This is a genomic window from Pseudidiomarina aestuarii (assembly GCF_048263735.1).
Lineage (GTDB): Bacteria > Pseudomonadota > Gammaproteobacteria > Enterobacterales > Alteromonadaceae > Pseudidiomarina > Pseudidiomarina aestuarii_B.
Genome location: NZ_JBLXDX010000001.1, coordinates 624,420 through 644,371, shown reverse-complemented (window position 1 = coordinate 644,371; position 19,952 = coordinate 624,420). Strand labels below are relative to the sequence as shown.

The 19,952-nt window shown below is 50.6% G+C and carries 23 protein-coding genes; 19 read left to right on the top strand and 4 right to left on the bottom strand.

Annotated elements, in window-relative coordinates; all coding sequences use genetic code 11:
* The first annotated feature begins 6 nt into the window (after positions 1 to 6).
* From lspA to ispH, 3 genes are all read left to right on the top strand, one after another.
* Entirely contained in the window at positions 7 to 513 is a 507-nt protein-coding gene (lspA, locus tag ACN0S4_RS03050; RefSeq protein WP_417656556.1) for a signal peptidase II, read from the top strand.
* A complete protein-coding gene (gene fkpB / locus ACN0S4_RS03045; RefSeq protein ID WP_417656241.1) occupies positions 510 to 953 on the top strand; it encodes an FKBP-type peptidyl-prolyl cis-trans isomerase in 444 nt (147 codons plus the stop codon). The genes lspA and fkpB overlap by 4 nt, the downstream gene beginning before the upstream one ends.
* A gap of 119 nt (positions 954 to 1,072) precedes the next feature.
* On the top strand, positions 1,073 to 2,020 hold the full coding sequence (gene ispH, locus ACN0S4_RS03040; protein WP_417656240.1) for a 4-hydroxy-3-methylbut-2-enyl diphosphate reductase: 948 nt from the start codon (positions 1,073 to 1,075) through the stop codon (positions 2,018 to 2,020).
* Between the two features lie 80 nt (positions 2,021 to 2,100).
* On the opposite strand, the gene ACN0S4_RS03035 is transcribed toward ispH, so the two are convergent.
* Complete coding sequence (locus ACN0S4_RS03035; RefSeq protein WP_417656239.1) at positions 2,101 to 2,484, bottom strand: type IV pilin protein; 384 nt, start codon at positions 2,482 to 2,484, stop codon at positions 2,101 to 2,103.
* A gap of 77 nt (positions 2,485 to 2,561) precedes the next feature.
* Here ACN0S4_RS03035 and ACN0S4_RS03030 point away from each other — a divergent pair, with 77 nt between their 5' ends.
* The 16 genes from ACN0S4_RS03030 to galU all read left to right on the top strand — a co-directional run bounded on the left by ACN0S4_RS03030 (position 2,562) and on the right by galU (position 17,239).
* Positions 2,562 to 3,176 (top strand): GspH/FimT family pseudopilin, encoded by a 615-nt coding sequence (locus ACN0S4_RS03030; RefSeq protein ID WP_417656238.1) that lies wholly within the window; start codon positions 2,562 to 2,564, stop codon positions 3,174 to 3,176.
* On the top strand, positions 3,170 to 3,787 hold the full coding sequence (locus ACN0S4_RS03025; protein WP_417656237.1) for a prepilin-type N-terminal cleavage/methylation domain-containing protein: 618 nt from the start codon (positions 3,170 to 3,172) through the stop codon (positions 3,785 to 3,787). The genes ACN0S4_RS03030 and ACN0S4_RS03025 overlap by 7 nt, the downstream gene beginning before the upstream one ends.
* Entirely contained in the window at positions 3,777 to 4,883 is a 1,107-nt protein-coding gene (locus tag ACN0S4_RS03020) for a hypothetical protein (RefSeq protein ID WP_417656236.1), read from the top strand. The genes ACN0S4_RS03025 and ACN0S4_RS03020 overlap by 11 nt, the downstream gene beginning before the upstream one ends.
* Positions 4,873 to 6,822: a type IV pilus modification PilV family protein gene (locus tag ACN0S4_RS03015; RefSeq protein WP_417656235.1), complete on the top strand. Its 1,950-nt coding sequence runs from the start codon at positions 4,873 to 4,875 to the stop codon at positions 6,820 to 6,822. Before ACN0S4_RS03020 ends, ACN0S4_RS03015 begins: the two co-directional genes overlap by 11 nt.
* Before the next feature lie 48 nt (positions 6,823 to 6,870).
* Complete coding sequence (gene ccmA / locus ACN0S4_RS03010) at positions 6,871 to 7,542, top strand: cytochrome c biogenesis heme-transporting ATPase CcmA (protein ID WP_417656234.1); 672 nt, start codon at positions 6,871 to 6,873, stop codon at positions 7,540 to 7,542.
* The gene (gene ccmB / locus ACN0S4_RS03005; RefSeq protein ID WP_417656233.1) at positions 7,535 to 8,218 is read left to right on the top strand and encodes a heme exporter protein CcmB; all 684 of its coding nucleotides are present in this window, start codon (positions 7,535 to 7,537) and stop codon (positions 8,216 to 8,218) included. Before ccmA ends, ccmB begins: the two co-directional genes overlap by 8 nt.
* 1 nt (position 8,219) lies before the next feature.
* On the top strand, positions 8,220 to 8,969 hold the full coding sequence (locus tag ACN0S4_RS03000) for a heme ABC transporter permease (protein WP_417656232.1): 750 nt from the start codon (positions 8,220 to 8,222) through the stop codon (positions 8,967 to 8,969).
* Complete coding sequence (ccmD, locus tag ACN0S4_RS02995; protein WP_417656231.1) at positions 8,969 to 9,175, top strand: heme exporter protein CcmD; 207 nt, start codon at positions 8,969 to 8,971, stop codon at positions 9,173 to 9,175. Before ACN0S4_RS03000 ends, ccmD begins: the two co-directional genes overlap by 1 nt.
* Positions 9,175 to 9,702 (top strand): cytochrome c maturation protein CcmE, encoded by a 528-nt coding sequence (ccmE, locus tag ACN0S4_RS02990; RefSeq protein WP_417656230.1) that lies wholly within the window; start codon positions 9,175 to 9,177, stop codon positions 9,700 to 9,702. The genes ccmD and ccmE overlap by 1 nt, the downstream gene beginning before the upstream one ends.
* Before the next feature lie 2 nt (positions 9,703 to 9,704).
* Positions 9,705 to 11,666: a heme lyase CcmF/NrfE family subunit gene (locus ACN0S4_RS02985; protein WP_417656229.1), complete on the top strand. Its 1,962-nt coding sequence runs from the start codon at positions 9,705 to 9,707 to the stop codon at positions 11,664 to 11,666.
* The gene (locus ACN0S4_RS02980) at positions 11,663 to 12,232 is read left to right on the top strand and encodes a DsbE family thiol:disulfide interchange protein (RefSeq protein WP_417656228.1); all 570 of its coding nucleotides are present in this window, start codon (positions 11,663 to 11,665) and stop codon (positions 12,230 to 12,232) included. The genes ACN0S4_RS02985 and ACN0S4_RS02980 overlap by 4 nt, the downstream gene beginning before the upstream one ends.
* Positions 12,229 to 12,696, top strand: a complete 468-nt coding sequence (locus ACN0S4_RS02975) for a cytochrome c-type biogenesis protein (protein ID WP_417656227.1) — start codon at positions 12,229 to 12,231, stop codon at positions 12,694 to 12,696. The genes ACN0S4_RS02980 and ACN0S4_RS02975 overlap by 4 nt, the downstream gene beginning before the upstream one ends.
* A 3-nt stretch (positions 12,697 to 12,699) precedes the next feature.
* On the top strand, positions 12,700 to 13,935 hold the full coding sequence (ccmI, locus tag ACN0S4_RS02970) for a c-type cytochrome biogenesis protein CcmI (protein WP_417656226.1): 1,236 nt from the start codon (positions 12,700 to 12,702) through the stop codon (positions 13,933 to 13,935).
* A 16-nt stretch (positions 13,936 to 13,951) separates the two neighbouring features.
* Positions 13,952 to 14,704, top strand: a complete 753-nt coding sequence (locus ACN0S4_RS02965) for a VacJ family lipoprotein (protein ID WP_417656225.1) — start codon at positions 13,952 to 13,954, stop codon at positions 14,702 to 14,704.
* A 149-nt stretch (positions 14,705 to 14,853) separates the two neighbouring features.
* Positions 14,854 to 16,344: a peptide MFS transporter gene (locus tag ACN0S4_RS02960; protein WP_417656224.1), complete on the top strand. Its 1,491-nt coding sequence runs from the start codon at positions 14,854 to 14,856 to the stop codon at positions 16,342 to 16,344.
* Positions 16,345 to 16,354: 10 nt separating this feature from the next.
* Positions 16,355 to 17,239, top strand: coding sequence for a UTP--glucose-1-phosphate uridylyltransferase GalU (gene galU, locus ACN0S4_RS02955; protein ID WP_417656223.1), 885 nt, complete (start codon positions 16,355 to 16,357; stop codon positions 17,237 to 17,239).
* Here galU and ACN0S4_RS02950 read toward each other — a convergent pair.
* The 3 genes from ACN0S4_RS02950 to cmoA are packed head-to-tail and all read right to left on the bottom strand — an operon-like array spanning position 17,231 to position 19,875.
* A complete protein-coding gene (locus ACN0S4_RS02950; RefSeq protein ID WP_417656222.1) occupies positions 17,231 to 18,115 on the bottom strand; it encodes a LysR family transcriptional regulator in 885 nt (294 codons plus the stop codon). The two genes, galU and ACN0S4_RS02950, sit on opposite strands and share 9 nt — an antisense overlap.
* 39 nt (positions 18,116 to 18,154) lie before the next feature.
* Complete coding sequence (gene cmoB, locus ACN0S4_RS02945) at positions 18,155 to 19,129, bottom strand: tRNA 5-methoxyuridine(34)/uridine 5-oxyacetic acid(34) synthase CmoB (protein WP_417656221.1); 975 nt, start codon at positions 19,127 to 19,129, stop codon at positions 18,155 to 18,157.
* On the bottom strand, positions 19,126 to 19,875 hold the full coding sequence (gene cmoA, locus ACN0S4_RS02940; RefSeq protein WP_417656220.1) for a carboxy-S-adenosyl-L-methionine synthase CmoA: 750 nt from the start codon (positions 19,873 to 19,875) through the stop codon (positions 19,126 to 19,128). The genes cmoB and cmoA overlap by 4 nt, the downstream gene beginning before the upstream one ends.
* Positions 19,876 to 19,952 lie beyond the last annotated feature (77 nt).

Sequence of the window (19,952 nt, the reverse complement as noted above, 5' to 3'; positions counted from 1 at the left end):
CAACCTTTGGATTTAAAGAAGCGCGCGAGTGGCTTGCGCTTTCTTTGGCTAACTTTGTTGCTGATTGCACTCGATCAAATCAGTAAGCAGTGGGTCATTCGGGTTTTTGATTTGTACGAAAGTATTCAAATCATGCCGTATTTGAACTTCACCTACGTTCGGAATTACGGCGCTGCATTCAGCTTTTTAAGTGACCAAGGTGGCTGGCAACGTTGGTTGTTTACCTTTTTGGCGATTGCTATCAGCATTGTTTTGGTGATTTGGTTACGTCGGAATCCAGCTAACTTGTGGCGCCAAAACCTGGCGTTTGCGCTTATTCTAGCGGGCGCTATTGGTAACGTTATCGACCGTATTATTTATGGGTATGTGATTGATTTCCTCGATGTCTATGTGAATGAGTGGCATTGGCCGGCATTCAATGTGGCGGACATGGCGATTACGTTAGGTGCGATATTGATGTTACTGGAAGCCTTTTTTGAGCAGCGTGAAAGTAGTCAGGAGTCACGTTCATGAAGAGTCGGATGGCGATAGAGCATGGCCGTGAAGTGGTCTTTCATTTCACTATCAAGCTCAGCGACAATTCGGTTGCCGATAGCACCAAGATGACGAACAAGCCGGCTAAGTGCCGAATGGGTGACGGTTCGCTCACGGATAATTTTGAAGCCTGTATGATCGGTTTAAAAGCGGGTGATGAACGCGAATTTGAGTTGGCTCCAAAAGATGCTTTCGGGGAACCCAACCCCGATAATGTGTACCAAGTAGATGCGACCAAGTTTCCGGCGGATAACAAGCCAGAAGTCGGGAGTATATTCACGTTTCCACAACCGGATGGAACGGAATTACCGGGCATCGTTCGCGGCATCAATGAGCAGTTTGTCACCATTGATTTTAATCACCCACTAGCTGGACAGCGGGTCACCTTCGCAGTAGAAGTACTAGAAGTGAACCCCTAAAAACTAGTGAATAGTGAACAGTGAATTGATAATAGATAGTGAACAGATAATAGATAGTGAACAGATCGGTTTCTTTTCACCATTCACCGTTCACTATTCACTTTGTTTGAGGAGGTAGTATGCACATTTTGTTGGCCAATCCGCGTGGATTTTGTGCCGGTGTCGACCGTGCGATTACCATCGTCGAGCGCGCGCTCGAGATTTTTGAGCCACCGATTTATGTGCGCCATGAAGTAGTGCATAACAAATATGTGGTTGACTCGCTGAAGCAGCGCGGCGCCATGTTCGTGGACGAGCTTCATGAAGTGCCGGATGACAGTATCGTTATATTTTCGGCACATGGGGTGTCGCAAGCGGTTCGCCAAGAAGCTAAAGATCGTGGTTTGCGGGTGTTCGACGCCACTTGTCCATTGGTCACTAAAGTGCATATGGAAGTGACCCGTGCGAGTCGCAAGGGGCACGAGTGTGTGTTGATTGGGCATGCGGGGCATCCAGAAGTCGAAGGCACCATGGGGCAGTATAATAATGAAGCAGGCGGCATTTATTTGGTAGAGTCAGTGGCAGATGTCGCTGCACTTGAAGTGAAGAATCCGCAGCAATTGCATTATATGAGTCAAACGACGCTGTCAGTCGATGATACGGCTGAGGTAATTGACGCACTGCGTGCGAAGTTTCCAGATATTGAAGGTCCGCGCAAAGACGATATTTGCTATGCCACACAAAACCGTCAAGATGCGGTACGTGATTTAGCTACGGAAGTCGATGTATTGCTCGTAGTTGGTGCCCGGAATAGCTCGAATTCCAATCGTCTCCGCGAATTATCCGAGAAGATGGGCACTCGTGCTTATTTGATTGATGATGCGAGTTGTATTGATAAAAGCTGGTTAGACGATGTCGAAAAAGTTGGTGTAACCGCAGGAGCTTCGGCACCTGAAGTGCTAGTCCGTAATGTCATCGATCAACTCAAGGCCTGGGGTGGTCAGTCGGTCAATGAGCGCAGCGGTCGAGAAGAAAATATCACGTTCTCAATCCCCCCAGAACTGAGGATTGCAGTGAACGGTGAATAGTCAACAGTGAACGGACAATCCGCTCTGTTCACTGTTAACCTTTCACTATTCACTATTCACCATTCACTGTTCACTTTTAGTTAGTTCCAGCAGTCGGCTGGCGTGCGTTGATCGTTTTGATTGAGCGTCAGCGCTTCGCAGCCCGAGTCGTTCGCTTGTCCACCCGTGGCGGTTGCCGTTAGTGTGTAGGTCTCAGCGCCAATGTTACTGGTACTGAAGTTATAGAACTCGCTATTTACTGTGATCGGTAGATCAGCCAATTCAGCGTAAGCAGCATTCCTTAAACGCCATTCCTCTTGTGCCATTTGCATCGTCAGCAATTGACTGATGGCGTCAGCTCTTCGCGCTTCGCGAACGTAGTCAACATAAGACGGATACGCAATCGCGCCAATAATGCCGATAATGGCTATTGCGACCATCAACTCAATCAGGGTAATTCCACGCAACTTATTTTTAACTTGCATTTATTCGCCTTGTCGTAAAATATGTAGGGTAGTTTGTTACTATGCTTAAGTAGTACGCTATTTTCAGGCCAAACGCAATGAGCGCTAGAATCGCACGATCGACAGGCCGCTTTTTTGGGCAAAAACTGCTGTCAGAACAGCGGCATAGAACCACTCCGCAACGCCTCGCTGGGCGCGGCTTTACCTTGCTCGAATTACTCGTCACTTTAGCTATTTTGAGCATAGTCTTGGGTGCAGGCGTTCCAGCCATGTTGGATGTTGCGCGCACTACGCGCTTGCAGGGCGCTGCGCAGGAGTCGTATGCATTATTGCAATTTGCGCGTTCGGATGCACTGCGCAGTGGGCAAGATCGATTTGTGGTGTGGACTCAAGACGGTGGCAACTGGTGTGCCGTGGTGAGTACCGTGAACGACTGCAACTGTTTAACGTCAGACTGCAGCATTGATGGCATCTTGCGCCAGCAAAATAGTGAAGATTTTGCCGGTGTGAATTTGGCCAATGCAGCATTTTCAGGGGGCAGTTTCACACGGTTTGATGCAATGCGTGGTCTGGCTGAGGGCAACGCTGGTACCGTGAGCTATCAAATTGTTGACGATGGTGATGTTGATGGCGAAGTTCGTGTCATTGTGAGCGTGTTAGGGCGATTACGATTCTGCCAAACCGGTAATATTGGAGGGTATCCAGCATGCTAATGCGCAAGCAACAGGGGCTCTCGCTCATCGAATTGATGATCACCATCTCGCTTGGTTTATTGTTGATGGCGGCTTTAACGACTGTGTTTTCAAATACACTCGGAGTCAATTCTCGCAGTCTGCAGTTGAGTCAACTGCAGGAGGAAGCGACTGCTGTCATGGAGTTGATGGTCAGTGATTTGCGCCGAACGGGTTATCGTGCCGATGCGAATGAGTTACTCACCGATCCTGCCAATGCGTCGACGGATTTCAACGATAGTATTGTCATCAGCTTATTCCCGGGTGAAGCCGCCAATAGCTGTATCGAGTTTCGTTATGATGCGAATCAGGATGGCACTTTTAATGGAGCACCTGAAGCTTTTGGCTATCGTGTTCGGGAAGGACAAATCCAACGACGCCAAAGTGCAGCATCTTGTAATTCGGGTGGTTGGCAGACGCTGACGAGTGCCGATATGTTGCAGGTCGACAGCCTCCAGTTTGTGTTAACCGAGCGTATGCTGGTGAACGTTAACGAGCAAATTGTGACGGTTCAAATGTCAGTTTCTGCACCGACCGATGCAACGTTATCCCGTGAATTTTCAACGGAAGTGGTGATTCGCAATGCCTATTAATCACAACCAACGCGGATTCGCGACCCTGACGCTGTCGGTACTATTGCTGTCGATTATTATTTTGGCAACGCTGTACACCGCGCGTTTTAAAGCTCAAGAACAGCGGGTGATGCGTAATCACGCCGCGTCCCAAGAGGCACATTTGGTGGCTGACGCCGCATTAGAGCAAGTCATCATGCTGATTGATTCTGACCGCGATAATCTCACCCGGACTATTAACGGCGTTATTGCAGGTGCTACTTATACTGCGAACACTATTGGAACGCGGATCAATGATACCCCCCGTGGCGATATTGATTTAGTTGATATTACCGTTGCCGGCCAATCTGCGGATGGACGCGGCCAACGCACCTTCAGACAAAGCATTGCGGTGATGCCATTGATTCGTTCGGCACCAGACGTTCCTATCGCTATTCGTGGTGCGATGAACGTGTCGGGTAGTTTCCAAGTTGTTGCGAACCCGAATGGTGGTGGTGATGGTGTGCCGTTGTCCATTTGGACTAGTGACGATGTCGATATCAACGGTAACGGTACCACTTGTGGTCAACAAGAATTCGATCAGGGAAATTGCGCGTCTCTTCCATTTAGCGAACGTGGTGACCACGGTGTCGATATTCTCGATAATGATCCGAATTTTCCAGATGATTTGATGATGTATCTATTCGGAATTGAAGAAGCCAATTGGACTGATTCAAGAGCAATGGCGACAGCGGAATATGCGAATTGTGACAGTCTCAACGCGGCCTCAACAGGACTTATTTGGATTTCCGGCTCTTGTGCTCTCAGCTCGGGCCAGATTGGAACTGAAGAGAACCCAGTAGCTTTAGTCATTCAGGATGGCGATTTTAGAATCAATGGCAGTATGGAAATTTTTGGTATGGTGTTTGCGTTCAGAACTCCCGGAAACATCGCAACCTATGACTTTAAAATGAATGGTGGCGCAGTAATTCAAGGAGCCGTTATGGCGAACTTTGATCCGGATCTGTCGAACGGTAATCTCACCGCTCGGTATAATGCGCAAGTATTGAATAATGTGGTGACGAACGACGCTTTTCGTCGAGTGTATCGCGTAGGAGGGAGTTGGCATGACTTCTAATGTAACTAAGATGCACGGACGCGGCTTTACCTTTGTGGAGCTTTTGGTCGCTCTCGTAATTATTGCGGTGGGTGTGGCTGGTTTAGTGAGTCTACAACGAACATACCTGCAAAGCTCGGTGCGCGCAGCAGAACGCACTGAAGCACTTGAAATAGCGCAAGAGCGTCTAGAGCTACTGAGGTTCAATGAATTTGAGGACATCGCTTCTGGTACCGATACCGCCTTGCGTGGCGATAAGTCCTATGCCGTAACTTGGACGGTAGCACCCCAGTATTTTAATGGTACTTGGTTGACGACTGGGGATGTCGGTTTACCGAATCCACTCCCTGCGCAACCTGACGCCAAATCAGTCGCCTTAGATATTTCATGGACGACGCGTGGAGGAGCTACCGAAACAGTCGCTATGGAAGCCTGGTTGGGGAGCATAACTGGACGCGACGGTGGCTTGGTGATCACGGAGCCAGCACCGCGCAACGAGCCACAGGTGACCTATAACCCTGGTGCGGCGCCTGAAGTTATCGCGGTGCGATTAACGGATGATGACAATGCTAATGTGTTCCAAGTGAAGGAGACCACTCGGCCTACACCACAGGTTGAGCGTAGTGGTGATAAATTATCAGTTCGTTTCGACACGGTTACCTATGACGAAGCGACACAAACTCAGCGTGTAGAAGACTTTGTCACGGTGAACTGCAGTTGTACTATGCGCGGATTTGGCGAGGGAGCGACACCAAGTAGATTGATTCTAGAGGACGGCCGTTTAACTTTGGATCCGAACGGTAATCAGCAGGTCACTAAGATTTATGGTGAACCGCGTAATGTCGACCAGTCTGAGTTGTGTACTCAGTGCTGTCGGGATCATCATGATAACTCGGATATGGCGAACGCAGGTGTGGTCTACAAACAAGATGATAGCCGCACCCCAAGCGGCAATCATCGGCATTACTCACCTGAAAATATTTTGGGTTTTTCTACGCGTGCGACGGTTGGCCAAAACTACGAAGAGTCGTGCCGGATGCGGCGCATCGATGGCTACTATGCAATGTACCCTGATTGGCAACTGCAAGCGCTGACAGTAACCAGTGCCGAATATCTCATCAATTCAGCTGGCGCAGCAGCCTACACCGATTACGTTCGTGCCGTAGTCCGCTCCTTAGTGCTTGGAACAGCCTTGCCAGCGCCTTTGGCTGATAGAGACGTAAACGTGGCGCCAGGTGCCTATCAGATGATTGGGCGTGGGATCTATTTGGATACCATGTCTGCGGATCATTTGCAGGCGGTCCGTACCGCTATTAATAACAATGAAGACGACTGGATTAGTAAAGTCCCGTTTTATGAGGTCAATTTGACATTATTGGGTGAGTGGGATGCGTCGCAGCCTGCAGTCGCCAGCGTAACCAACCAACCTATTGAGACGATTGTCGACCCGGATAACAACTATTACGGCACGTATTCACGTGGGCGCGTTCAAGCGCAGGTGAGCGGGCAGTCTATTATTGAGATTGACGTCAGGGGCGGGAATGCTGGTGTATTAGGCAGTGATGCTTTACATCCACTAGAATCTTCTACCGCGCAGTCTAGCAGTTTGACGGTTACCGTTGACAGTGAAGCACAGAATGGCGACGGTGACGGAACTGCGCTGTTTTCGGTTACTGGTGAAGTCAACTGTTTGTTGATGCAGAATGGAAACTATAGGTCTTGTACCAATAGGTATTACAACAGTGTCAGCATTACCACCAGTGACCTCAACATTAGTTGTACGTATTCGAAGCAGGGTAATGCGGATACCGGATCCTATTCATGCTCGGGAATACCTGCGGGAACTAGTTTTACGATTTCGTTTAGTAGTGACGCCGGTGGAGTCTTCCAGCCTAGCGTTGTGACCGTGTCAGACTTACAGCAAAACGAACAATACAACGTGCTGATGACTGTAGATTAATGTGGTAGGATTGCCGGGTCTTTGCCGTAGCACGAGCCTAGCAATTGAATGACCAGTCTTAACAGTGTCACATCTCAACCGGTTGCCAAAAACCTGGCGGCCGACGTTTTGCTGCATGCGCAGCAACTCAGCTCGACTCGTGCGAATCGGCTACTATTTCGTGATCTCGAACTGAGTGTTCCCTCAGGTGCCGTGCTCTATGTGGCTGGGCCCAATGGTTCCGGTAAATCGACGCTCTTGCGCATGCTGGCTGGACTCTACGCGCCGAATACGGGCACTGTGTCTCGATTTGCTACCGATGATAATGAAACATGGCAACGCCAAACCTTATTCATTGGTCACAAACCTGCCGTCAAACAAGCACTAACCGCGCTGGATAACCTGCAACTCCAAGCACAACTTGACGGTGCTCAGATCGAAGACCCTTGGCGGCTGCTCGAGACGGTTGGTTTGCTCGGTTTGGAAGATATCCCCGCTCAACAGCTATCGGCAGGGCAACAACGTCGCATTGCGCTCACGCGGCTTTGGTATAGTCGTGCTCGACTCTGGATTCTGGATGAACCATTTACTGCGCTGGATCAAGCCGGCATCAACCTATTACAAGAACGTTTTGCCGAGCACTGTGAAAACGGCGGTGCTTTGGTACTCACGTCGCATCAGCCGCTGACTTGGCAACCTAAGCAATTGCAGACGCTAACGTTAGGTGGTGGACATGAATAACGTGACCACTTGGCAAGTCATCTCGACAGTTATTGCGCGCGATTGGCGAGTAGCAATGCGGCGGCGCAGCGATATTCTCAATCCATTGTTGTTCGTGTTGATGGTGGTGACGTTATTCCCGTTGGCGGTAGGGCCGGGACCTGACGTTTTGGGTCGTATTGCCGCAGGTGTGATATGGGTGGTGGCGTTGCTGTCATCCTTGCTTGGCTCTGAGCGTTTATTTCGTGATGACTACCTAGACGGTACGTTGGAGCAGTTGGTGCTCTTGCCGACACCATTGGCGGTAACGGCGCTCGCTAAAATTATCATTCATTGGTTACTGAGTGGCTTGCCACTAGTGATCTTAACGCCCGTTTGCGCGTTATTATTAAAGTTACATATGGACGGCTGGGCTACCCTGATGCTGACCTTGTTGTTAGGGACCCCCATCTTGAGTGCTTTAACGGCTATAGGAGCAGCGCTGACCGTAAGTTTAGGTCGTGGTGGCGCGCTGTTAAGTCTATTGTTATTGCCACTGTTCATCCCACTAATTATTTTTGCGAGCGCAGCCGTTGAAGGTGCGTTAGTGGGTGCTCCGATACTCGGACAAGTGTTATTATTGGCCGGTTTAATGGTATTAACCCTAACTTTGGCGCCGTTGGCAGTAGCGGCTGCGATTCGAGTGAGTGTGAATTAATATGTGGCGATGGTTACACCCCTATGCAAAAGGCGAAGCAACGTATCGATTACTCGGACGTTGGTTACCCTGGTTGGCCATAAGTGCCGCGCTGAGTTTGTTGGTGGGCATTGTCTGGGGACTCGCATACGCGCCACCTGATTATCAGCAGGGCGATAGCTATCGCATTATTTATATTCATGTGCCTGCCGCCATTTTCTCGATGGGCGCCTACACGGGCATGGCCATCACTGCACTGATTGCATTGGTTTGGCAAATACGAACCGCAGAGTGGGCGATTGCCGCCATCGCGCCAGTGGGCGCGGTGCTTACAGCGGTATCGTTATTTACAGGTGCTGTGTGGGGTAAACCCATGTGGGGCACTTGGTGGGAATGGGATGCGCGCTTAACGTCGCAGCTCATTTTATTGTTTTTATATTTGGGTGTTCTGGCGCTTTATTACGCGTTTGATGATAAGCGCACCGGAGCCAAAGCGGCCGGTATTTTGGCGCTCGTGGGTGTTGTGAACGTGCCCATTATTCATTACTCCGTGTACTGGTGGAATACCTTGCACCAAGGCGCCACCATCACCAAGTTTGAGAAGCCTTCCATGGCAACCAGCATGCTGATTCCGCTGCTAATCTGCTTGTTAGGTTTTGCGTTGTTCACAGCAGCGATGATTTGCTGGCGTTTGCGGCATGAAATATTGCGACAAGAATTGCATCGTCCGTGGGTTCAACAGGAGTTAATCGGACAGGAGAAATTGAACTGATGGCCTTTTCTTCGTTCCAAGAATTTATTGTGATGGGTGGCTATGGCTTCTTTGTCTGGCTAGCCTTCGGAGGCACTTTTCTCGGTCTTGGCTTATTGGTGTTGCGCAGCGTTATCGCGCGCCGGCACCTCGAAAAAGCCTGTGCCGACCACATGCGTCGCCAAGAGCGCTTGGCACGCCGTCAACAGCAGGAGCGTAGTCGCTGATGATTCCACGTCGAAAAAAACGATTAGTTTGGGTGTTGGTCTTGATTACCGGCGTTGCTGTCTCGGCGGGACTGATATTGACGGCGCTCAACGAAAACATTGATTTGTTCTATACCCCCAGTGAGCTGGTTGAAGGCAAGGGCAAAGACCTGCGTAAACCTGAAGTTGGTCAGCGCCTACGCTTGGGTGGCATGGTGGTCGAAGGCTCGGTCCGTCGTGATCCGGAAACACTCCAAGTAAGCTTCCGAGTGACCGATATTGGTCCGGAAGTGACCGTGAACTATACCGGTATCCTGCCTGATCTGTTCCGTGAAGGACAAGGTATTGTGGCGCAAGGTGTGTTGATTGAGCCAAAGGTTTTGCAGGCCACGGAAGTATTGGCTAAGCATGACGAAGAATATTTACCGCCAGAAATTGCCGAAGCAATGAAAGGTATCAAGCACGTGAATCCAAACTCGGCAGATGCATTCCCCAGCTCGAGCGAGGCCGAGCAAGATAGCGCGAATGACAGCGAAGGCGGGTACTAAGTATGCTAGCTGAATTTGGACAAATGACGCTAGCGGTAGCGTTAGCGTTTTCATTGATATTAGGTATTTATCCACTCTGGGGCGCCTACAAAGGCCACAGTGGCGCTATGTTGCTGGCACGGCCGTTGGCCTACGGGCAGTTTATTTTTACCTTGCTGGCGTACATTGCGCTGACTTGGGCTTTTGTGGTCAACGACTTCAGCATTTACTATGTGGCAGCTAACTCAAACACGCAACTCCCATTAGCTTATCGAATCACCGCAGTGTGGGGTTCGCATGAAGGTTCGTTCCTACTGTGGATGTTGATGCAAGCAGGTTGGATTGCTGCTGTTGCACTATTCTCCAAACGCATGCCGGTGAGCATGATGGCTCGAGTGCTAGCTATTTTGGGTCTGATTAGCGTAGGTTTCTACTCGTTCATGATTTCGGTCTCCAATCCGTTTGAACGCACGCTGCCGCTGATTCCTGTTGACGGTCGGGACCTGAATCCACTCCTGCAAGATCCTGGCATGATCATACACCCACCGTTGTTGTATATGGGGTACGTTGGGTTCTCGGTCGCTTTTGCCTTTGCTATCGCCGCGCTGTTGACGGGCAAGTTGGATGCTGCTTGGGCACGGTGGTCACGCCCTTGGGCGACGGCTGCGTGGGCTTTTTTGACTTTAGGTATTGCCATCGGTAGCTGGTGGGCTTACTACGAACTAGGCTGGGGCGGCTGGTGGTTCTGGGACCCGGTTGAGAACGCAAGCTTCATGCCTTGGTTGGTTGGCACCGCTTTAATGCATTCATTAGCAGTCACTGAAAAACGCGGCACCTTCAAAGCTTGGACTGTGTTATTAGCTATTTCCGCGTTTAGTTTGAGTTTGCTCGGAACGTTCTTGGTACGTTCGGGCGTTATTGTTTCGGTTCATGCATTTGCCACTGATCCGGCGCGCGGACTCTTTATCTTGGCCTTGTTAGTGATTGTCATTGGTGGCTCGCTGCTGCTCTATGCACTGCGAGCAAGCTCAGTGAATTCGCAGACTAAGTACGATGTCGCCTCACGTGAAGTGTTGCTGCTGTCGAACAATATTTTGCTGATTGCCGCGACGGTGGTGGTGTTGGTCGGCACCTTGTTACCGCTGGTGCACAAAGAACTGGGCTTGGGCTCGATATCCATTGGGGTGCCGTTCTTTAATCAGATGTTCACTTACTTGATTGTGCCATTTGTGTTTTTTATGGGTCTAGGACCGCTGTTTCGTTGGCGACGTCAGCAACTTGCACCGTTACGTAACGAATTAGTGTTAGCGTTGGTGTTAGCGGTTGGCTTGGCATTCTTATTGCCGTCTATTCTGGCCGACACCGTGCAAGGCATGGCAGTGTTGGGCTTGCTCCTGGCTTTCTGGATTGTCTTGTGCCTCGTGACCGAATTAAAACAACGGATTCAGCAACGTGGGCAGGGTATTGCGAGCCTGACGCGCCTTGGTCGCAGCCATTGGGGCATGGTGCTCGGTCACCTCGGTTTTGCTGTAACCCTGATTGGTATTGCGGCTGTGAGTCAATACGAAGTCGAGCGCGATGTAAGGCTGGCGCCAGGTGACTCCGTCACGGTGCAAGGCTATAACTTTGAATTCCGCGAGCTTAGCCAAGTGCAGGGTCCGAATTACATTGCCGATCATGCTGAGTTTACAGTGCGTCGAGACAACCGCGTGGTCTCTGAATTGATTACCGAGAAGCGTTTCTACACGGTGCAACGAACCAGCATGACGGAAGTCGGTTTGGACGCGGGATTTACCCGCGACCTTTACGTCGCTCTCGGCGAACCCTTGGATAACAGCGATGCGTGGGCGGTTCGAATCTATGTGAAACCTATGGTGCGCTGGATTTGGTTAGGTGCCATTTTGATGGCGCTAGGCGGCGCGTTAGCTATGAGTGACAAGCGTTATCGTGCCAGTCGTCGAGCGCCAGTGGAGGCGACGGTATGACCGAAGGGCGGGGAATGCGTATCGCGATTTTAGCGATTCCACTGATTATCTTTATCGTACTCGTGGGCTTTTTACTGCGCGGTTTGTTCTCGGACCCAACCGAACTCAGCTCAGCGCTGGTTGGTAAGCCAGTGCCAGAATTCGTGTTGCCTGATATTTACCAACCCGAAACGTTGCATGACCAAAGCGTGTTGACGGGGCAGGTTGTTCTGTTAAATGTCTGGGCAACTTGGTGTCCAACCTGCCGCGCTGAGCATGAATACCTGAATCAACTCGCCGCAGAGGGTGTTGCCATTATTGGCCTTAATTATAAAGACGATTCGCGCGCCAAAGCTGTGAATTGGCTCAATACACTAGGTGACCCCTACCAACTCAATTTATTTGACGAAATGGGCAATGTCGCGCTCGATTTTGGTGTTTATGGCGCTCCGGAAACCTTTTTAATTGATACCGATGGCATTGTGCATTATCGCCATGTCGGTGACGTCAATGAACGCGTCTGGGCAGGTGAACTCGGCCAGCGTTATCGGGCTCTCGTAGAAGCGCAATCTGGAGGTGCATCATGACGAACTTACTGCGCTGGAGTTTGCTGCTCAGCGCCATGCTATTGTCATGGTCAATTGCAGCTGCAAACCTCGAAACCTATCAGTTTGAAGACCCTGCAAAAGAAGCACTTTTTCGCGAATTAATTGCAGAACTGCGCTGTCCGAAGTGTCAGAACCAATCGATTGCGGATTCGGATGCACCACTGGCGAAAGACCTTCGTGATCGCACCTATGCCATGGTGCAAGCGGGTGCTTCTAAGCGCGAAGTCATTGATTACATGGTGACGCGTTATGGCGATTTTGCTCATTACCAGCCACCGGTACAAACCAGCACGCTGGTGCTGTGGGTGTTACCGTCAGCGGTAGTCGTGATTGGCGCCATGGTGATTGTGATCAGTGTACGTCGTCGGCGGACACAGGTTGACGATGAACAGTTGACCGCTGAGGAGCAAGCGCGTTTAGACGCATTGCGCAAACAGGATTAACAGATGAGTTATTATTTGTGGATAGCGGCGATTGGTACCGGCTTGGTTGGTGCAGCTTGGTTATTGTTGTCTGGACGTCGTCAGCATGAAGAGCAGCGGACTCGCCTGCAGGTCAATCGTGAACTCTATGAGCAGCGACAGCAAGAAATTGCCAATGAGCAAGCAGATGGATTATTGACGGACAATGCGGCCCGACAGGCTCTAGTTGATCTGGATCGACGTTTTGTGTCGGAGAATAGCGAGCTCGAACAAGTGCAAGACATTCAAGTAGGCCGCTCGATTTGGTATCCCGCTGCGCTGGTGCTGATATTGAGTGTGACCTTGTATGCACTGTTTGGTGGTTGGCAACAGCAGCAGCAAGCCGATCAAGCCCTCGAAGCACTACCAGAGCTGGGTCGCAAAGTGTTGAGTGATGCGGCGGCGCAAACTACCCCAGAGGAGTTGCAGACATTCGCTCTCGGTTTACGTCAGAAGCTTGCGGTAGCACCCGATGATCCAGTGGCATGGCTAGTTTATGGACGTGTGATGACGGCCATGCAACAAACCGAAGAAGCAATAAATGCTTACGAAAAATCCTATCAATTGAATCCGGACCGCGCGGCGACTTTGTTAAACTATGCACAGCTATTGTTGCAGACGGGCGATGACCAGTATTTAGGGCGAGCAGCTCGCTTGCTGGCCCGCTTGTTGGAGCAAGACCCGACCAACACGGAAGGATTGTCTTTGCTGGGTTTTGTTGCCTTTCAACAGCAAGATTGGGCTGAGGCGGCGAGTGCATGGCGCTTATTGGCACGTCAGTTACCTGCAGATAGTGAGCAGGCGCAAGCTGTCCAGCAAGCGATTGCGGATGCGGAGCAGCGTCAAGCTGCTGCAACGTTAGAGCTGTCGGTTACGGTTACAATTGCAGAAGAACTGCGTGAACAGATTCCCGAGAGCGCGACAATTTTCGTTTATGTACGTGACCCGAATGGTCCACCAATGCCCGCAGCGGTGGTCAGACAGCCTTTGGAGCAGTGGCCAGTACAGGTGACTTTGTCGGATGCGAATGCGATGTTACCAGATATTCGGTTGTCGACATTGAACCAATGGCAGGTGATGGCGCGTATCTCAAGTGATGAACAGATTGACTCTCAACCCGGTGATTTAAACGCGACGGCGGTACTGATAGAAGCGCAGCCGGGACAAGCTGTGGAATTGGTGATTGACCAAGTGGTGCCAGTGGCGGCTGAAAGTAATTAAGCAAAAGGAGTAGGTTGTGCGTGATGTAAAACACTTCGGACGTTGGTTGGTGCTAAGTGCCACCTTGGTACTCGGTGCTTGTGCTAGTGCACCGGATGATCCCTATGCGGATCCGCGCGACCCTTATGAAGAAACCAACCGCAGTGTTTGGGAATTTAATGATGCGTTGGATAAAGCCATCTTAAAACCTGCTGCACTCGCTTATGCGAAAATTCCAGAGCCGGGCCGCCAAGGACTGCGCAATGTGGTCGATAACCTCGAAGAGCCTGCTTCTTTCGTGAATAACTTACTGCAAGGGAAAGTAGGTGACGCCGGTGTGACCTTATGGCGCTTTACTCTAAACAGTACTATCGGCTTAGTGGGCATTTTTGATGTCGCCACACCCATGGGATTGACGCAACGCCAAGAAGGTTTCGGTGAAGTGTTAGCAACTTGGGGCGTCGGCTCCGGGCCCTACTTGATGTTGCCATTAGTGGGTCCGACAGTGCCCGTTGACCGTGGTGGTGACGTCGTAGATGGCTTGTATTTTCCTCTCGATAATTTGAGTGGTCCGGTCAGCGCAGGTCGCTGGATTGTGAAAGCACTCGATACACGGTTGCGACTCATGGAGCAAGACCGTCTCATGGAAAACTCGCTCGACTCGTATAGCTTCTTGCGTGAGGCCTATTTCCAAAACTGGCGCAATAAAGTCTACGATGGCAATCCTCCTCCGGAACCCGTTCCAGATTATGAAGAGGACCTAGGCGACGACTTTTACGATCAATTCTAGCGTCCTTGACCTGAATATCCCGTGAATTAGCGCGAGAACCTTGCACCTAGCAAGGTTCTTGCGTTATAAAAGCCCGTCATCTCGAAAACGATTCGGTTGTCATTCGACCGGTCGATAATAATAAATCAATTACACAACGAGGAAGTTGTATGAGCCAAGCGCCATCCAATTCAACACTTTGGGGCCATCCGAAAGGCCTTTATATTCTGTTTACCTCTGAAATGTGGGAGCGGTTCTCCTACTATGGTATGCGGGCTTTGTTAGTACTCACTTTGGTGGCAGCCACCGAGGGCTTGAATCCTGGCTTTGGTATGAGCGATGCGGATGCATTGTCGTTGTATGCAACCTATACCGGATTGGTTTATTTCACACCGATTATTGGTGGTTGGTTAGCCGATAACTTCTTGGGACAGCGTCTCTCGATTTTACTCGGTGGTATTTTGATGGCGGCAGGCCAGTTCGTGCTCTTTATGGCTACGCCGCATAGTATTGACCTATTTTATGTCGGTTTAGGGTTATTGATTGCCGGTAACGGTATGTTCAAGCCGAACATTTCGACTATTGTCGGTGACCTTTATCCGCGCGGTGATGCACGTCGCGACAGTGCCTTCTCAATTTTCTATATGGGTATTAACTTAGGTGCCTTTATTGCACCATTTATTACCTCGACTCTCGGCGAAAGTCCGGACTTCGGTTGGCGCTGGGGTTACTTTGCGGCCGGTATTGGTATGACTCTGGCAGTATTGACGCAAGTGTTTTTCTTCCAACGTTACTTGGGCGATGTAGGTAAGATTCCCGGTGCGAAGCAAGACATTGCGAACAGTGGTGGTAAGAAGCAACCGCTGACTAAAATCGAATTTGACCGTTTGCGCGTTATCCTGTTCTTGTTCGTTTTCGTAACCGTATTCTGGTTGGCGTTTGAGCAGGCGGGCGGTTTGATGAACATCTATGCTGACCGCTACACCGACCGTAGCTGGGGCGATAGCATCATCCCTGCAGGTTATTTTCAATCATTAAACCCGCTCTTTATTCTGCTGTTTGCACCAATTTTCTCGTTCCTCTGGGTGTATTTGAACAAGCGCGACAAGAGCCCCGATGCGCCAATTAAAGTATTTGTGGGTCTATTGCTCACCGCAATGGGTTTCGTATTCCTGATTTTGGGTCTATTTGAAATTCAAACTACTGGTAAAGCCAATATGATGTGGTTGGTACTGGCGTACCTATTCCATACGCTGGGTGAATTATGTATTTCCCCAGTTGGTTTGTCTTTGATGACGAAGTTAGCCCCGCTGCGCTTAGCGTCGTTGGTCATGGGTATTTGGTTCCTGATGCCAGCTATTGCGAGTAAGATTGCCGGTGAGATTGGCGCATTCTCTGAAACCGCTGATCAACTGACCTTCTCACAAGAGTTAGCGGCCAGCATTGGCTTGAATCCTGAATATTCTGGCTTACTCGTGGTCTTTGGTGGTATCGCTGTTGGCTTGGTCGCATTTGGCTTAGTCTTGTGGATGATTTCAGGCATGTTAGTGCGTTGGATGCACGGTGCTGAACGTATGGAGCCAACCACCACAGCTGAAGGTCTTGAGCAAGAAATGGAAGTGGTCGCTGAGCACGAAGGAATTGGCGACACGAAAAAATAAAGGATGTTGTATGGTTAAAAAAGTTGTCATACCGGTAGCGGGTCTTGGGACCCGCATGCTGCCAGCCACAAAAGCGATAGCGAAAGAAATGCTGCCGCTGGTGGATCGCCCACTGATTCAATACATCATCGAGGAGTGTGCGGCGGCAGGCTTGACCGATATTATTCTGGTAACCCATTCGAGTAAGGGAGCTATCGAAAACCATTTCGATACATACTACGAACTTGAATCAACGTTGGCAGAACGAAACAAGCAAGCCTTACTGGACGAGATTCAAAGTTTGCGGCCACCAGGTGTGACTATTATGCCGGTGCGTCAAGGCGTGGCGAAAGGGTTAGGGCATGCGGTATTGTGCGCTCGGCCCTTAGTGGGTGATGAACCTTTTGCTGTGGTCTTGCCGGACGTGTTAGTGGACGCTGCAAGCTGTGATCTAACCCGTGACAACTTGGCTGAGATGGTGGCGAACTTTAATGCCACCAGTGCTGCGCAAGTGATGGTCGAGCAAGTGCCGAAACATATGGTGAATCAATACGGTATTGCCGATATTGGTGGCGTTGAGTTGCAAGCTGGTGAAGCGGCAGCTATCAAGCAGCTGGTTGAGAAGCCGCCGGTGGAGTCAGCGCCATCTGATTTGGCTGTGGTAGGGCGTTACGTTTTTCCAGCGCAGCTATGGCCGTTGTTGGAGAAAACGCCAGTCGGTGCTGGTAATGAAATTCAACTGACAGATGCTATGGCCATGTTGTTAAAGCAACAGCCTGTGTCCGCTTATTATATGAAAGGGCGTAGCCACGACTGTGGTAACAAGCTTGGTTATACCAAAGCCTTTATTGAACATGCTTTGCGGCATGGCGGTATTGGTGCGGACCTAAAACGTTGGCTCCATGATTTAGTTTAAAGCGAGTGTTGTCAGCATCAGTTGATAGAGTAACCGGGCGCAAGGTCCGGTTTTCTCGTTTTTGGGGAGCACTAAATAGAGGCTACCTTGTCGGCGTCGACTGCCCTCAAGGGTTAGGCGCGTCAATCCTGCTCTGTCGCGCGTCACAAAAGGGGGCAACCAACAAAAGCCAATGCCAGCCTCGACCAGTTGCAATGCCTCTGCAAAATGGTCAACGGTCCAGCGCTGCTCAGCTTTGAGCCAACCTTCCTGTTCAACAGGTTCCCGTGCGGTATCACGAATCACAATCTGCAAGTACTGACTCAAAACCTCTGGATTCAGTGGCTGTTCGAGTTGTGCCAGCGGATGCGTATTCGCAACCCATAACTCCAACACATAGCCCTGAATCGGCTCACCGATATAGCCTTTGGGTAGTTGATGTGTCACGACAATATCCGCGGTTTGTTCACGAATATGTTCAATAGAGCCGGTTAATACCGTATCGACAATAGACAAGCGGCTGCCACGACTGTGCAACTGAAATTCTTGCAGAACTGGGAGTAATTGCTGGCGGTCGAACGCCATCTCTAATGCCAGATTGACATGCGGCTCCCAACCTTGCTTCAGATTGTCGGCCAGTTGCTCGAGTTCCTGTGCATACACGGTGAGTTGGCGGGAGCGACGCAACATCACTTCACCATGCGGGGTCAGTTCAGCTTTGCGACCGACTACCCGGAGCAATTCAACACCGAGCTGTTGTTGTAACTTCGCAACCGCATGGTTCAACGACGACTGACTTTTATTCAGTGTCGCTGCTGCATGGGCATATCCTCCCTCATCAATGACGGCTTGGAAGGCTCGCCATTGCTCTAATGTTGTTTTGGGACGATAAGCCATCACCGCTTCCTTTTACTTTTAACAGTAAGGTTTAACAACTTACTTTTCACAAACAATAACTGCACGACGCGGTGCCGGATAGCCTTCAATGGTTTTTGTTGGGTCATTGGGATCAAGAAAGTCGGCCAATGATTGCCCCTGCATCCACGGTGTAGCTCGCTGTTCATCAACGGTAGTCACCGATTCATCAACCACGCGCGCCGATTTAAAACGGCAGCGCTCGAGCCAATGCAGTAAAGCTGCGGTGCTGGGTATAAACCACACATTACGCATCTTCGCGTAGGTTTTGCCCGGCACCAGCACTTGCTGTTGGTCACCGTCAACGACCAGAGTTTCGAGGACGAGTCGGCCGCCCACTTTCAAACAATCGTGAAGCTGTGTGAGAAAATCAATCGGAGAGCGGCGATGATACAACACCCCCATACTGAACACAGTGTCAAAACAATGCAGTGGACCGAGGTCATCGATACCCAGCGGGAAGTAGTGCGCGCGAGCCTGCAATTCAGGCGGCATAAAATGTCGAGTGGCTAGAAACTGCGCCATGAATAATTGCCCAGGGTCAACGCCCCACACTTGCTCGGCACCTGCTTCGAGCATTCGCCATAAGTGATAGCCACTGCCACAACCAACATCGAGCACATGCCCCGACAAACCTCCGATATGTGGAGCGACGCGTTGCCACTTGTAATCGGAGCGCCATTCAGTATCGATATCGACCCCATGAAACTGAAAAGGGCCTTTGCGCCACGGCATCAATTGCTGGAGTAAGCCATGAATTTGTTGTTGAGCACTGGAGCTGACTTGGGCTGCGTTTACACTGACGGTGTCGGTTAAGGCAACCTGATCGGCGGGCAACTGCGGTAATGCTTTTACGGCGGCGAGCCAGCCTTTGAGTTCGCCATGCAGCTGCTCGCGCGACCATTGCTCGAGTTGCGCGGGTAACCGCGTCAGCCAAGGATGCAGTGGGGATTGGGCGACTGCTGCGAGGTCAGCTTGAAAATGGTCAAGATTCATAGGTGTCCACCGGCTTTAACCGCCATCATGGCAGCGAAGTTGTAACACTGAAACCAAATCTGATGGTGCGCAAAACCAGCAGCCTGAATGCGGTCACGATGACGTTCCAATGTATCAATCCGCATGACATTCTCAATGGCAGCCCGTTTTTGGCTGATTTCTAATTCGCTGTAGCCATTGGCGCGCTTGAATTCGTGATGCAAATCGATGAGCGTGGCATCCATGGCTGCATCCGCACTGTGAAATTTTTCGGCCAACAGCAGAATACCGCCCGGCTTGAGTGCGTCAAAAATGCGCTGAATTAGCGCATCGCGCTGTTCAGGTGGCACGAACTGTAAGGTGAAATTCATGACAATCACGGAAGCACTACTCAGCTCGGTGGTTTGCACATCCTCGCAGCGAATGACCACCGGCACTTGGCTTTTATAGCCTTGCACATGCAATTGACAACGTTCGACCATAGCAGGGGAATTGTCGACGCCGATAATTTCGATATCGTCGAGGTCGGCGACCACATTGCGCATGGCGAGTGTTGCCGCGCCCAATGAGCAACCGAGGTCATACAATCGTGATTGTGGTTGCGCGTAGCGTTTAGCTAGTTGCCCAATACCATGCAAGATACTCGGATAGCCCGGCACCGAACGGTTGATCATGTCGGGAAAGACTTCGACGACGTTGGCGTCAAAAACAAAGTCTGCGACCGCGGTCAGCGGCTCGGAAAATATAGCGTCGCGTTTCGGTGTCATGGTGCGCGTATGCTCTCGCGTAGTCAGTCGATGGATTGCGCGAAGTTTAGCATAATCCGACGTTGATTCAGTAACCC